Here is a 13,962-nt window from a genome sequence, read left to right as displayed (position 1 = left end):
TCGGCCTGCACCACGGTGATCCCGACCTCGGCACACCAGCGGGCCGCCTCCCAGGACCGGTATCCGCCCGTGTCGCAGAAGACGATGATCCGGCGAACCTCGCGTTCGATCTTCGACAGGGTGCGGGTGCGGCGGTGCTGCCCTATCCCGTCCAGAATGGACAGATGGCCGCGTTCCACGCGGAGTTGGACATTGCGACCGTCGGCGGCGATCACGCAGGGGTCCGAGCTGGTGCGGCCGTAGACGACGGCGGCGGTGGCGGTGGCACCTTCGGGCAGGACCCACCACCAAGACGCCAGCCACCCACGCACCACCGCACCCACGACGCCCAGCCGCAACCACGCAGCCAGGCCCCAGCAGCAGCGAACCGACGCAGCCACGACACAACGTCACCACACCGCCCCGCCGCGTTGATCACACAGCGTGATTGAATGTTTTGTTGAATGTTTGCAGGGAGGCGACTTTTCGACGCATGTCCGGGTTCGATGCATTGAGAGCCTCTCTACGCCCTATCCCGTTTTGCCTGAACTTGGGAACCCTCCCGGCCCGGCGGTCGCAGGCCAATGCGTCGAGGTCGCTGTGACGCCGGAAGCGATCGGTGTCCGCGACAGCAAGAACCGGGCGGCCGGTCACCTCACCGTGACCGGCGCCCAGTGGTCCACCTTCCTTCGCGGAATCAGGACCGGTCGCTTCGAGCGCTGATGCTGTGCCGATCTTCGGCCGGAACCGGGTCGCGGCCGTTGGCGCTCTCGCCGCCGGTTTCAGTTCGGGAAACGAGCGACGAACCGACGCTGCCAGGGCGTCTCGACGGCGTGCTTGGAATAGTTCGCGCGGACGTAGTCGACCGCCTGACTGTTCGGGACACCGTCCAGGACCGCCAGGCAGGCCAGCGCCGTACCGGTACGGCCGCGCCCACCTCCACAGGCGATCTCGACGCGCTCACTCTCGGCGCGCTCCCAAGCCTCACGCAGCACTTCCCGAGCGGCCGAGCGGTCGGACGGCAGCCAGAAGTCCGGCCAGCGCAACCAGCGCGCCTCCCAGGGCACCGCGGGTGGTTCCTTCCCGAGCAGATACACCGCGAACGCCGGCCGCGGCCCGTCCGGCAGCGGGTGCCGAAGCCCCCTGCCACGCACCAGCCGACCCGACGGGAGTTTCAGCACACCCACCCCTGCGGGCGCCCAGGTACCGCTCACACCAGCGAGCATAGCCAGTTCTCACCGGAAAGTGTGGTGTGCTGGGATTCGGCGACGCGCCCCGGACCCCACCCGATCCCACGCGCTGGACCGGGTGCAGGGCACCTTCGGCCACCACGGGTAAGGGTGCCCTTCGACGATGGCGCATCGCGCCGCAGGCACTCGCGAAGCCGAGAGACCGTCCATATAGGACTTCGGTTGGGGGCTCGGCGCACCCCTGCGGGTCAGGATCGGAGGAAAGCGCTACGTGCGGGCTCCAGGACCACCCAGTCGTTGCCGTTCGGCATGGGACTCGGCCCTGAGAGATCGTCCACCCATCATTTCACCCCATCCACGAGATACCGATTTGATCAGGGCGGAGATCCGGTCGAGCGCGGTGCCGAGAAAACCGATCTACGGCGCCCGCGAATGATCGGGAAGTGATCGTTGAATGCGAAATGCGACACCCGCCCGATATCCGCGCAACCATCCGGAACCCCACCCCGACAACAGATCAGCAGTCCGCCGTGATCCCGGCCACCAGAACAAGTCGCAAGGGTGACACGCAAAGCGGTCCGACCCGCGCACCCAGATCAACTGTTAGGTACTTCTACCTGCGAAGATCTACCCACTGTGGAGTCCGGTGGACCGACACCGCAGGTCGCTCCGAATAGCACTGATCCCATTTCCGGAGGGGAACTGGTCGAATAGGAACGACCGAACTTCGCAGACGATCACCCTTCCACCTCGCAGAGTGACTATCTCCCGCCGAACTTCCCCTATAGAGGGAGACCAAACACTAAAGGGGCATGAACACCGGACTACAGTCGGTGCTTGGCTCACGATCAGTAACCCACTATCCCTAGTGGACTGATCAGGGGCTGCCTCGATAGTATGATCACGCATTTCTGCGGCTGCCGATCCGGAAATCCGTGCTTACGGTAGCGGACAGGCGCTTTACCAGATAAGACGAGATCGAAAACGGACGATCTCGAATTTGAAGGATCGACGCGCCCGCGATCAATAGGGAGGTTGGGGTGTCCTCAAGTCTTGTCCGCCTCGGCGGGATAGCCGCCTTCGTGTTGGGGGCGTCATTCGGTCTGACGCCCGTGGCAGCCGCTGCCGCGCAGCCGGCGCTGCCACCACTCACACTCGTCACCACCGAGACCAATGACCACGACGATGGCGACGACCACGACGACGGCATCGGCCACGGTGACGGCATTGGCCACGGTGACGAGTGCAAACCGGACGATTGCCCGAAGCCACCGCCGTGCAAGCCGGAGGACTGCCCGAAGCCGCCTCCGTGCAAGCCGGAACACTGCCCGAAACCGCCGTTCAAGCCGGAGAAGCCGCCGTTCAAGCCGCCGGCCGTGGCACCGCCTCCGGTGGTGGCTCCGCCGCCGGCCGCGCCGCCGGCCGCGCCCCCGGCCCAACAGCCTCCGGCGCAGCAGCCTCCGGTGCAACAGCCGCCGACGCAGCAGCCTCCGGTGACCGTGCCACCGACGCCGATGCAGCCGACACCCATGAGGCCGATGCCGCAGGTGCCGCAGCCGCCCGTGGGCGGTGTCCAGGCCGGTGGTGGCGCCACCGCTCAGGAATCGACCGGCGACACCTCCGGCCCGATGTGGGCCGCAGGTGGTGCGGCGGCCGCCGCCGCACTGGCCGCCGGTGGTGCCTACCTGCACCGCCGCCGACGCGCCGAGCAGCGCGGTTGAGCCGGTCCGGGACTGGTGGCGTGCACTCCCCCGGGAGTTGGCGTCACCAGTCCCGGTCTGCCGGTCCGCGAATCGGAGGTGCACCGTGAAAGCCGCAGCGCTCGCAGTATGGTTCACCCTGCTGCTGATCATGACGTGCCCACCCGACCTCGGACCGGCCGAACCGGTCGCGGCCAGCCCGGTCCACCCGGCAGCCACTCCCGCCGAACCGGTGGTTCTGCCCGGCGGGGAGGCCGCCCGCCCGCTCGGCATCGCCATCCCGACCATCCGGGTGACCTCCAGCCTCATGCCGCTCGGGTTGAATCCCGACGGTTCGGCGGAGGTGCCGCCGATCGAGCGGCCCGAGCAGGCCGGGTGGTTCCGGCTCGGCCCGGGCGCCGGTGAGGTGGGCCCGTTCGTCGTGACCGGGCACGTCGACTCCCACACGGAGGCCGGCGTGTTCTACCGGCTGCGGGACCTCCGGCCCGGAGACCGGGTTTACGTCGAACGGCAGGACCGCATCCGGGTCACCTACGTCGTCGACCGGGTCACCGTGGTCCCCAAGGACCGCTTCCCGACCGACGCCGTCTACGGCGACGTCCCCCGTCCCGAGATCCGGTTGATCACCTGCGGCGGCGCGTTCGACAGGACCCGCGGCAGCTACACCGACAACGTGGTCGTCTACGGCCACCTCCTCCAGGTCGCGTACCCGTGACCGCGAACCCCCCGCGGTGCGGACCGGGACCGGCCCTCGCGACGAGGACCGGTCCCACGCGGGAGATCACGTCGCGCCGCCGCGGAGCTCGTGCGCCAGCGCCTCCAGCTCGGCGCCACCGGCCATCTGCCGGGTGAGCTCCTCCAGCGAGATGTCCGCCTTCTCGTAACAGCCGAGGCTGCGGCCGCGCTTGAGCAGCAGGAAGCGGTCGCCCACCGGGTAGGCGTGGTGCGGGTTGTGGGTGATCAGCACGACGCCCAGGCCGCGATCGCGCGCCTGCGCCACGTACTTCAGCACCACACCCGCCTGCTTCACGCCCAGCGCCGCGGTCGGCTCGTCCAGGATCAGCACCTTCGCCCCGAAGTGCACCGCCCGGGCGATCGCCACGCACTGCCGTTCACCGCCGGAGAGGGTGCCCACCGGTTGCTCGACGTCGCGCAGCTCGATGCCCATCTCGGCCAGCGCGGTCCGGGTCGTCTCGCGGGCGCGCCTGCGGTCGATGAACCGGATCGGCCCGATCCCCCGGCACGGTTCCGAGCCGAGGAAGAAGTTCCGCCACACGCTCATCAGCGGGACCACCGCCAGGTCCTGGAACACCGTGGCGATGCCGTGGTCCAGCGCCTCCCGCGGGGAGGCGAACCGGATCGGCCGCCCCTGGTACAGCAGTTCACCGGCGTCGTGCTGATGCGCACCGGCCAGGATCTTGATCAGTGTGGACTTGCCCGCCCCGTTGTCACCGAGCACGCAGGTCACCTGCCCGGCGTTGACCACCGTGGACACGTCGCGCAGCGCCAGCACGCTGCCGTAACTCTTGCCGATCCCGCGCGCTTCCAGCAGGGGTGTCGCAGTCACTCCAGTCACCTCCGCAGCCGTTCCGCCCGACGGCGGAACGTGTTGTTGACCAGGACGGCGCCGAGCAGCAGCACGCCGAGGAACAGGAAGAACCAGTCGTTGTCCCAGCGGGCGAACACGATGCCCTGCCGGACCATGCCGAAGATCAGGGCGCCCACCGCCGCGCCGATCGCCGACCCGAACCCGCCGGTGAGCAGGCAGCCGCCGATCACCGCCGCGATGATGAACTGGAACTCCAGCCCCACACCCTGGTTGGCCTGCACCGTGGTGAACCGCAGGATGTTGATCGACCCGACCAGCCACGCGCACAGCGCGGTGGTCATGAACAGCAGCACCTTCGTGCGCAGCACCGGGACGCCGACCGCGCGGGCGCTGCCCACCGCCCCGCCGACCGCGAAGATCCAGTTACCGAACCGGGTGCGCAGCAGCAGCACCGAGGCGACGGCGGCGGTGCCGATCCACCAGACGATGGAGATCTGGAACGCCGTACCGCCGATGTCCACAGTGGAGGCAAAGACGAATCCGGCGGACTCGTAGCCCGGCGCCGAGCGGATGCCGGTCACCTGCACGGTACCGGTGACCAGCCGCGTCACTCCCAGGTTCAGTCCCTGCAGGGCGAAGAACGTGCCCAGGGTGACGATGAAGCTCGGCAACCCGGTGCGCATCACCAGGAACCCGTTGAAGGCCCCGACCGCCAGCGCGAACAGCAGCGACAGCAACAGCCCCAGCCACACGTTGAGGCCGAGCTGCGCGGAGACCATCGCGGTCACCAGCGCCGTCGACGCGGTCATCACCCCGGCCGACAGGTCGAACTCGCCGCCGATCATCAGCAGCGCCACGCCGACGGCCATGATGCCCAGCGTGGCCGAGTCGTCCAGCCACGTCGCGACGCCCAGCGGCGACAGGAACTGCTCGGTGATCACCGAGAAGAACGCGAAGACGCCGATCGCGCCGAGCAGCGCGCCCAGCTCCGGCCGGGAAACCAGCCGGTCCAGCAGTCCGGTGCGGGCCAACCGCTCGTCGGGCACGCTCAAGGTGGTGGTGTCGCTCATGGTTCCTCCTAGCGCGTCCCGCGAGCCGCGTACTCGCCGACCGCATCCACATTGGACCTGTCGACGAATCCGGGGCCGGTGAGCACCGGCCGTCCGCCGCCGACGGTGTTGGCGTTCTCCAGGTACAGCTTGAGGAAGACCACCGGCAGGTAGCCCTGCTCGTACTGCTGCTGGTCGACCGCGAACAGCAGCTCGCCCGCCTTGATGGCGCTCACGACGTCGCTGTTGAGGTCGAACGTCGCCACCGCCGCCCGGGAACCCGACTCGCGCACCGCGTTCACCGCGTTGCCGGCGACCTGCGGGTTGAGCGTGAGCACCGCGTCGACCGCGGGGTCGGACTGCAGCGCGCCCCTGATCCGGGACTGCACGTCGGTCGGGTTGTTGATGTCGACCTGCAGGTTCACCACCTGGCCGCCGGCGAACCCCTGGCGGGCACCGTCGCAGCGCTGGTTCAGCGTCTCCACGCCCGCCTGGTGGATGACGCACAGCAACTTCCGCTTACCGGCGGCGGCGAACCGCGACCCCGCGGCCTGTCCGGCCACCGCCTCGCTCTGGCCGACGTGGGTCAGCGCGCCGAACTCGGCGCTGCGCTCCTCACCGGCGTTGATGGTGATGACCGGGATGCCCGCGCGCACGGCGTTGCCGACCGAGGCGCGCAGCGCGTCCGGGCTGCCCAGCGAGACGACCACGCCGTCAGCGCCCTGGGCGATCGCGTTGTCGACCAGCTTGGCCTGGTTGCCGGGGTCCGGGTCGGCCTGGTACGAGACCTCGATGCCGAGGTCCCGACCGGCCTGCTCGGCGCCGTTCTGCACCACGTTCCAGAACGCGTCGCCCGGGGTGCTGTGGCTGATCACGGCGATCCGGATGGGCCCGGTCCGCGCGGTGTCCTGGTGCGGCCCGGCTCCCGGGGCCGGGCCGCTTGCCTTCGGACCGGTGCAGCCGGCCAGCGCCAGCGCACCGGCCAGGACGACCAGCAGGACCCGCCAGGCGGCGGATCTGGGATGAGACGCCATTGTCTTCCTCGTTTCCCTTACCAGCGGGAGAGCACCTGGTCCAGGTATGCCAGGCTGCGCGCGGTGTCGCGCCGGGGCACGTCCGGTGCGGAGTCCGGCCCCAGCGCGGTGTCCTGTTCGAGCACGTACCAGCCGCGGTAGCCGGCCTCGTGCACGGCGGCCACCATCGAGCTGATGTCCACGTCGCCGTCGCCGAGCGGCACGAACAGGCCCTGCGCCACCGCCGCGGCGAACGGCACGGCGCCGGTGCGGACCTGCTCGGCGAGATCGGCGCGGACGTCCTTGAGGTGCAGGTGGCCGACCCGCTCCGGGTGCCGCTGCGCCAGCGCGACCGGGTCGGTGCCGCCGACCAGCAGGTGGCCGGTGTCCAGGCACAGCGGCAGCGGCGAGTCGGCGAGGAACCGCTCCACCTCGGCCTCGGTCTCCACGTGCGTGCCGACGTGCGGGTGCAGCACGGTCCGCACGCCGTGCCCGGCCGCGACCTCGGCGATGCGCCCGGCGGTGCCGATCAGCGTCCGCCACTGCCGGTCGTCGAGCTCGGGCCGCTCGTCGTAGCCCGCCAGCCCGGTGGCCGCGGCGAGCACCAGCACGTCCGCGCCGCAGCGGGCGAACTGCTCGGCCGAGGCGGCGGCCATCTCGACGCTGCGCTCCGCGGCCCCCGCGTCGTGCAGCGGGACCGCGAGGAACCCGCCGACCAGCGTGAGGCCGTGCCGGGCGAGCAGGTCCTGCGGGGCGTCGGAGAGGTAGCCGGGCGGGCCCAGCTCGGTGGCGCGCACGCCGAGCTCGGCCATCTCGGCGAGCACCACCTCGGCGTCCAGCTGGCGGCCCCACCCGGGGACCTCGCTGACGCCCCAGGAGATCGGTGCGGCGGCGATGCGGAACTGCGACGTCATGCCCGCACCTCCTGCTCGATCCGCACCGGCCGCCCGGTGCGCGCGGACTCCTCGCACGCCTCCGCCAGGCGCAGGCTGAGCAGGCTCTCCCGCGGTGGCGACGGGTTCTGTGTGCGACCGGCGATGACGTCCATGAACGCCCGCAGCTCGTTGACGTAGGCCCCGTGGTACCGCTCGGTGAACGACGACCAGGGCCGTTCGAATCGGGGTCCGGTGGGGTCGAGCGAGTGCAGCGGAGTGCGCTCGTCGAGCCCGACGGTGAGGGTGTCCCGGCTGGCGAAGACCTCCAGTCGGCAGTCGTAGCCGACCGGGTCGTGGCGCCCCGCGGACAGCAGCGCGTGCGCGCCACCGGCGAACCGGAGGGTGACCACCGCGTTGTCCACGTCGCCGGCGTCGGCGAAGGCCGGGTCGACGAGCACGGAGCCGGAGGCATAGACCTCGGTCACCGGTTCGCCGACCAGCCACGGCACGGCGTCCAGGTCGTGGATGAGGCAGTCCCGGAACAGCCCGCCGGAGGTGGCGACGAACTCGCTTGGCGGCGGCAGGTGGTCGTTGCACACCGCACGCACCAGGTACACCGCACCTGCCTCGCCCGAGCGCAGCCGGCGGTGCAGTTCGGTCGTGGCCGGGTCGAACCGGCGCTGGAACCCGACCAGGACCGGCACGTCGGTCCGCTCCAGCTCCTCGACCAGCCGTGCCATCGCGGCCAGGTCCGGCGCGAGCGGCTTCTCGCACAGCACGGGCGTGCCGGCGGCGACCGCGCGGCGCACCATGTCGGGGTGGGTGGCGGTGGGCGTGGCCACCAGCACGCCGTCCGCGGCGAGCAGGTCCTCGACGGTGTCCACCGCCGCGGCCCGGCCACCGGACGCGGCGGCCAGCTGCGCGGCCCGGCCCGGTGCCGGGTCGAACAGCAGGACCTGCTCGACGTCTGCCAGCTCGGCCAGGTTGGCGGCGTGCATGGCGCCGATCCGCCCCACCCCGGCTACTCCGATCCTCATGTCGTCGCTTGCCTCGTTTTCGTCTCGACCGACGGAGTTAGAGCGCTCCAACGGTTGGAGCGCTCTCATGCTGTAAGCTCAGGCACAACGGTGTCAATCCCCCACTGCCGACGATCAAGGAGGAGCACACGTGGCACGGCCGACCATGGAGGACGTCGCAGCCCGCGCCGGGGTGTCCCGCGCGCTGGTCTCCCTGGTCATGCGCAACTCGCCCAAGGTCAGCCCGCAGCGGCGGGCTGCGGTGCTGCGGGCCGCCGAGGAGCTCGGGTACTCGCCGCACGCCATGGCCCGCTCGCTGGCCTCGCGGACCTCCAACGTGCTGGGCGTGATGGTCTCGGACCTGCACAACCCGTACTTCGCGGAGATCGTCGACGGGCTGGACACGGTTGCCCGCAGCGAGGGCTTCGAGCTCATCATCAACACCGGCGGCCGCAGCCCCGCGCGGGAACGCCGGGCGGTGGCCGGCCTGCTGTCGTTCCGGCCGGCGGGACTGGTGCTGCTCGGTCCCGTGGTCGCCGCGGCCGACATCGCCGCCGCGGCGTCGAAGACACCGGTCGCGCTCGTCGCCCGCGCCTCGAACCTGTCAACTGTGGACACCGTCAACGACGACGGCAACGCCGGGGCGCAGCTGGCCGTCGACCACCTGGTGGCGCTCGGCCACACCCGGATCGCGCACTTCGACGGCGGTCGCGGTTCCCAGTCCGCGCTGCGCAAGCGCGGCTACCTCGCCGCGATGCGCCGGCACTGCCTGGAACCCCTGGTCCTGCCCAGCGAATACACCGACGTTGCCGGGGCGAAAGCGGTCGGGAAGCTGCTGGAACGCGGTCATCCGATCCCCACCGCCATCGTGGCGGCCAACGACTACAACGCCGTCGGCGCGATCTCCGCGCTGAACGAGGCCGGGGTGCGGGTGCCGCAGGACATCTCGGTGATCGGCTACGACAACACCTCGCTGGCCGCCCTGGCGCACGTCGGCCTCACCACGATCGACCAGCCGCGGCGGGAGATGGGGCGGCTGGCCGCCGAGGCGCTGCTGCGGCGGGCCCGGGACCCACGGGCCGAGCCGGTGCGCCACCTGCTGCAGCCCAGCCTGGTCGTGCGGAGCACCACCGGAACCCCCTTACAGGCGCGCTGAAACGACGGATCGATCCTCAGTGGAGGGATGTCAGAGCCTGCCGTTGATCGTCGCGCGGCATGGCGCCTGGGCGGGTTCTCCGACGTCGACCGGCGAGCCCCGACGCCGCGTGATCGGGCACGACCGAGCTCGGCGCGGTCCGGGCGGCGTCGGAGGTTCCGCCAGCCATCCTCGGTACGAGTTCGAGGATGGCTCCTCAGCGCGGGGGTGCGAGCACGACCGCGGAGTTGTGGCCGCCGAGACCGAGCGACGACTTCAGGGTCAACCCGTCGGTCGGCGCGGTGGGGCCGGGCAGCAGCCGCGGGTGGCCCGGGCCCACCGGTTTCGGCGCGGGGATGAGCCCGCGATCGTAGCCGAGCACCGCGGCGACGACCTCCACCGCCGAGGCCGCACCCATGCAGTGTCCGACGAGCGGCTTCACCGAGTACAGCGCGGCATCGGCGGGCAGCAGCTCGTCGAACACCGCCGCCTCGGCGCGGTCGCACTGCTGGGTCCCCGGCCCGTGGGCGTTGAGGTAGCGCACCTGCGACGCCGCGACACCCGCGTCGGCCAGCGCCTCGGCGAAGCACCGCGTCAGCTCCGCCCGGCCCGGGTCCACCGAGGTGACGTGGTGGGCGTCGTGCGACATCGCGCCGCCGAGCACCAGCGCGTACGGGTTCGGCGCGCGTTTGGACAGCACCATGCCCACCGACGCCTCGCCCATGATGAAGCCGCGGCTGCCCTCCTGGAACGGGCGGCACGCCTGCAGCGGCTCGACGTCGGTGACCGCGACCCCGAGCCGCTCGAAGTGCAGGACCGTTTCCGGAGTCGACGACAGGTCGGTGGCCACCAACACCACGTCGTCGACGACCCCGGCGTCCAGCCACGCCTTCGCGGTGAGCAGACCCGCGTTGCCGGATGCGCAGGTCGCGGACACGTTCATGGCCGGGCCGTGGAAGCCGAACTCCTGCATCAGCGTCGACACCGGGGTCGAGGGCATCAGGGAGACGTAGCCGCGCACCGGGACGTCCGCGCCCCGCACGGTGTAGAAGTCACGCCAGGACTCCAGGTCACCAAGCACCGCCGCGTGTAACAGGCCGACCCGACGGCCGGGCTGCCAGCCACGCCGCTCGGCGTCGCGGATCGCCTCGCGAGCGGCGGCGCGCATGGCCCTGGCGAAGCGGCTGGGACCGTCCAGTTCGTCGCCGCCGTCCGGGACGTTCGCGACCCACGCCTCCTGGTCCCGGTCGGGTCCGTGCCCCCCGGTCGGGCGGGCGGCCACCTCGCCGGCGGCCAGTCCGTTCCAGAGCGCCTCGCGGCCCCAGCCGTAGCCGGACACCGCGCCGATGCCGTTGATTCCGCAGTGCTTGTTGATCATGACGTACCGTCCTCGGAGTGTGATCATTCCGCCGCGGGTCCGCCACCGCAGCGGGTGACGCTCGACCGGGCGGAGTGCGCCCAAAGATCGAACTACCTGCGGTAACGGCCCACCTTTCACTCGCAAGAGTGATGAACACAGGGACGAATCGCTACACACTGCGCTCGTAATCGTGCCGACCTTCATCCAATAGGATGAAGGTCGGCACTTTCGAGCACCGGTGCCTGTCCAGTCACGCGGAGGTTGACGACCAACGCATGTGGGAACTTCTAGGTCGGTCGGTGACGCAGCGCTACGGTCATGCGGAGTGGTCCTCGCGATGAGCTGGCGCGCGAGGACTCCTCAACGGGACGGGTCATGGGGATCGATCCTGGAAGCGGGCTCTCGGTCAGCTCGGGCGACGATCGCGAGTTCCTCGAACTCGCGCTGGCCTCGCACGGCGAGATCCGCTGGACGTACGATGCCGCCGATGACGGGGTCCGCTGGTCCGCCGGCATGGAACATCTCCTGGGCATGCCGGACGCCACCGACGAGGCCGTCCGCGCACGGCTGCTCGAGCTCATCGAGCCCTGGACGGTCGCTGCGCGGACCGGTGCGCTCCGGCACGGCCTCGACCTCGAACAACCCGTCGTCACCGCCGACGGCGAGGTGCGACTGCTGCACTTCCGGGCGCGTCCGCCCGGCGACCGGCCGACCGGCCGCCTGATCGGGCTGGTGCGCGAAGTGACGGATCTGCACCGCGACCGGCAGGCGCTGGCCGACCTCGCCGGACGGTACCGCCTGCTGGTCGAACTCAGCCCCGAGGCGATCTGCGTCCACCAGGACGGGATCATCCGCTACGCCAACCCCGCGATGAGCGCCATGCTCGGCTCGGAGTCCAGCGCGGAGCTCATCGGACGCCCGGTCGCCGACTTCGTGGCACCGCACTCGATCCCCGGCATGCGCGAGCGGCTCCGGTCCCTGACCGAACCCGGGGCGACCACACCGCGGGCGCAGGCCGACCTGCAACGCGTCGACGGCACCCCGGTCCCGGTCGAGCTGGTCGCCGTGCAGATCACCTGGGAGGGCAAACCGGCGGTGCAGGTCATCGGCCGCGACGTCACCGCCCAGCGCGAGGCTGAGGCCGCGCTGCGCTACCAGGCGGCGCTGGTCGAGCACGTCAGCAACGCGATCATCGCCACGAGCCGCGACGGCGTGGTGCTCAGCTGGAACCCCGCCGCCGAGGCGGTCTACGGGGTGCCCGCGGAACAGGCGCTGGGCGAGCCCGTCGCGGACCTGGTGGGCGCGCCCCTGGGGGCGCTGCTGGCCCGCGGCGACAGCGAGATCCTGCACCGGCGCCGGGACGGGGCGATCCGGGTGATTCGCATCTCGGTGGCCGAGATGGACTCCGGTTACGTGCTGGTGTGCGCCGACGAGACCGCGCGGCGCCAGGCCGAGCAGGACTTCGCCACCGTCGTCGCCACTCTCGACGAGGGCGTCATCGTGGTGGGCCCGGACGGCATCATCGAATCGGCGAATCCGGCCGCCCACCGCATCCTCGGGGCGTCGACGTCCGAACTCGTCGGCTCGGCGCCGGCGCGCTGGTCGCTGTTCGACGAGTCCGGCGCGAAACTACCCGCCGAAGATCTCCCCACGGTGCGGGCCCGGCGGACCGGCCACCCCGAACGGCCCCGGGTGGTGCGCTTCCACCGGGCCGACGGCCGCAGCGTGTGGCTGGCGGTCACCGCCCGCGCACTCAACCCGCTGGACCGGCCGCCGCACAAGGTGGTCACCTCGTTCACCGACATCACCGAGAGCCGGGCCGCCCAGGAGCGGCTCACCTACGAGGCCACCCACGACCCGTTGACCGGCCTGGCCAACCGCACGCTCGTCCTGCGACACCTCGGGGACCCGCAGCGCACCACCCCGCTGGGGGTGCTGTTCATCGACCTGGACAACTTCAAGCGCATCAACGACTCCCTCGGCCACGGCACCGGCGACGAGGTGCTGCGGATCGTCGGGGAACGGCTCGTGTGCGCGGCACCCCGCGAAGCCGTCGTCGGGCGGCTCGGCGGCGACGAGTTCGTCGTCATCACCTGGGGAAACTGCGACGAGGACGTGCTCGGCGCGCTCAGCGACCACCTCCTCGACTCCCTCACCCACCCGATCCAGCTCCACGGCAGGCACCTGCACCTCACCGGCAGCATCGGGGTACTGGTGACCCGCCCCGGCGACACCCGGTCCGGTGAGGACTTCCTGCGCGACGCCGACGTGGCCATGTACCAGGCCAAGGCGCGCGGCGGCGGCCGCTACGCGTTCTTCGACGTCGAGCTGCGCGAACGCGTCCAGCGGCACATGGTCCTCGAACAGGACCTGCGGCACGCGGTGCGGCAGGACCAGCTGTGGGTGGCCTACCAGCCCGTGGTGGACCTGCGCACCGACCGCGCGGTGGCCGTGGAGGGGCTGCTGCGCTGGACGCATCCGCTGCATGGCGTGGTCTCCCCCGGCGAGTTCATCCCGCTGGCCGAGGAGAGCGACCTGATCAACTCCATCGGCGCGCACATGCTGCACACCGCAACCCGGCGGATCGCCGCCGAACGCCCCTGGCTGGACCTCAAGCTCAACGCCAATCTGTCGCCGCGCCAGCTGGAGGACCCCGACCTGCAGGGCATCGTGCAGGGCGCGCTGGCGGAGTCCGGGCTGCCCGCGCGGGCGCTGTGCCTGGAGATCACCGAGAGCGCCATCATGCAGGACCCGGCCGCCGCCGCGCGCGTCCTGCACTCGCTGCGCGAGCTGGGCGTCTGCCTGGCCATCGACGACTTCGGGACCGGCCACTCGTCGCTGGCGCAGCTGCGGCGGCTGCCGCTGGACATCCTCAAGATCGACCGGTCGTTCGTCACCGACCTCGCCGACTCCGACGAACTCCGGATCATCGTGGGCAGCATCATCACCATGGCCCACGCGCTGGGGCTGACCGTCGCCGCCGAGGGCATCGAGACCGAGGAGCAGCTGGCCGCGCTCCGCGACCTGGGCTGCGATCAGGGCCAGGGCTACCACCTGGGCGGGCCCGTCGCCGACGGGATGCCCACCGGGCGGTGA

At 71.1% G+C, this 13,962-nt stretch carries 13 protein-coding genes; 5 read left to right on the top strand and 8 right to left on the bottom strand.

The genetic code is table 11. The features are described from left to right. Positions 1-423 precede the first annotated feature (423 nt). Positions 424-702 (top strand): DUF397 domain-containing protein, encoded by a 279-nt coding sequence (locus IEY17_RS25960; protein ID WP_308423985.1) that lies wholly within the window; start codon positions 424-426, stop codon positions 700-702. A gap of 59 nt (positions 703-761) precedes the next feature. Here IEY17_RS25960 and IEY17_RS12840 read toward each other — a convergent pair whose 3' ends face one another. Together IEY17_RS12840 and IEY17_RS12835 are read right to left on the bottom strand one after the other, a co-directional pair. Next, positions 762-1,193, bottom strand: coding sequence for a protein-tyrosine phosphatase family protein (locus IEY17_RS12840; RefSeq protein ID WP_229680097.1), 432 nt, complete (start codon positions 1,191-1,193; stop codon positions 762-764). 1,070 nt (positions 1,194-2,263) lie between these two features. Beyond that, positions 2,264-2,404: a hypothetical protein gene (locus IEY17_RS12835; RefSeq protein WP_188987602.1), complete on the bottom strand. Its 141-nt coding sequence runs from the start codon at positions 2,402-2,404 to the stop codon at positions 2,264-2,266. A 294-nt stretch (positions 2,405-2,698) separates the two neighbouring features. On the opposite strand from IEY17_RS12835, the gene IEY17_RS12830 reads away from it, so the two are divergent. Then, positions 2,699-2,890, top strand: a complete 192-nt coding sequence (locus tag IEY17_RS12830; RefSeq protein ID WP_188987601.1) for an LPXTG cell wall anchor domain-containing protein — start codon at positions 2,699-2,701, stop codon at positions 2,888-2,890. A gap of 85 nt (positions 2,891-2,975) precedes the next feature. Then, positions 2,976-3,584: a class F sortase gene (locus tag IEY17_RS12825; RefSeq protein WP_229680096.1), complete on the top strand. Its 609-nt coding sequence runs from the start codon at positions 2,976-2,978 to the stop codon at positions 3,582-3,584. 66 nt (positions 3,585-3,650) lie between these two features. Here the strand turns inward: IEY17_RS12825 and IEY17_RS12820 are convergent, their stop codons facing one another. From IEY17_RS12820 to IEY17_RS12800, 5 genes are read right to left on the bottom strand one after another with little or no spacing between them, the layout of a single operon-like run. Beyond that, entirely contained in the window at positions 3,651-4,436 is a 786-nt protein-coding gene (locus IEY17_RS12820; RefSeq protein ID WP_229680095.1) for an ATP-binding cassette domain-containing protein, read from the bottom strand. Positions 4,437-4,441: 5 nt separating this feature from the next. After that, positions 4,442-5,488 (bottom strand): ABC transporter permease, encoded by a 1,047-nt coding sequence (locus IEY17_RS12815; protein ID WP_188987600.1) that lies wholly within the window; start codon positions 5,486-5,488, stop codon positions 4,442-4,444. Positions 5,489-5,496: 8 nt separating this feature from the next. Next, entirely contained in the window at positions 5,497-6,501 is a 1,005-nt protein-coding gene (locus tag IEY17_RS12810; RefSeq protein ID WP_188987599.1) for a sugar ABC transporter substrate-binding protein, read from the bottom strand. Positions 6,502-6,518: 17 nt separating this feature from the next. Then, positions 6,519-7,394 (bottom strand): sugar phosphate isomerase/epimerase family protein, encoded by an 876-nt coding sequence (locus IEY17_RS12805; RefSeq protein WP_188987598.1) that lies wholly within the window; start codon positions 7,392-7,394, stop codon positions 6,519-6,521. Further along, positions 7,391-8,392, bottom strand: coding sequence for a Gfo/Idh/MocA family protein (locus IEY17_RS12800; protein ID WP_188987597.1), 1,002 nt, complete (start codon positions 8,390-8,392; stop codon positions 7,391-7,393). Before IEY17_RS12800 ends, IEY17_RS12805 begins: the two co-directional genes overlap by 4 nt. A gap of 130 nt (positions 8,393-8,522) precedes the next feature. On the opposite strand from IEY17_RS12800, the gene IEY17_RS12795 reads away from it, so the two are divergent. Beyond that, on the top strand, positions 8,523-9,527 hold the full coding sequence (locus tag IEY17_RS12795; protein WP_188987596.1) for a LacI family DNA-binding transcriptional regulator: 1,005 nt from the start codon (positions 8,523-8,525) through the stop codon (positions 9,525-9,527). Positions 9,528-9,723: 196 nt separating this feature from the next. Here IEY17_RS12795 and IEY17_RS12790 read toward each other — a convergent pair whose 3' ends face one another. Then, the gene (locus IEY17_RS12790; RefSeq protein ID WP_188987595.1) at positions 9,724-10,884 is read right to left on the bottom strand and encodes a beta-ketoacyl synthase N-terminal-like domain-containing protein; all 1,161 of its coding nucleotides are present in this window, start codon (positions 10,882-10,884) and stop codon (positions 9,724-9,726) included. 357 nt (positions 10,885-11,241) lie between these two features. Here IEY17_RS12790 and IEY17_RS12785 point away from each other — a divergent pair, with 357 nt between their 5' ends. Further along, positions 11,242-13,962, top strand: coding sequence for a sensor domain-containing protein (locus IEY17_RS12785; RefSeq protein WP_188987594.1), 2,721 nt, complete (start codon positions 11,242-11,244; stop codon positions 13,960-13,962).

Source organism: Saccharopolyspora thermophila (assembly GCF_014646075.1).
Classification (GTDB): Bacteria; Actinomycetota; Actinomycetes; order Mycobacteriales; family Pseudonocardiaceae; genus Saccharopolyspora; species Saccharopolyspora thermophila.
The sequence above is the reverse complement of the archived record's forward strand: the minus strand, read 5'-3'. Positions and strand labels throughout refer to the sequence as shown.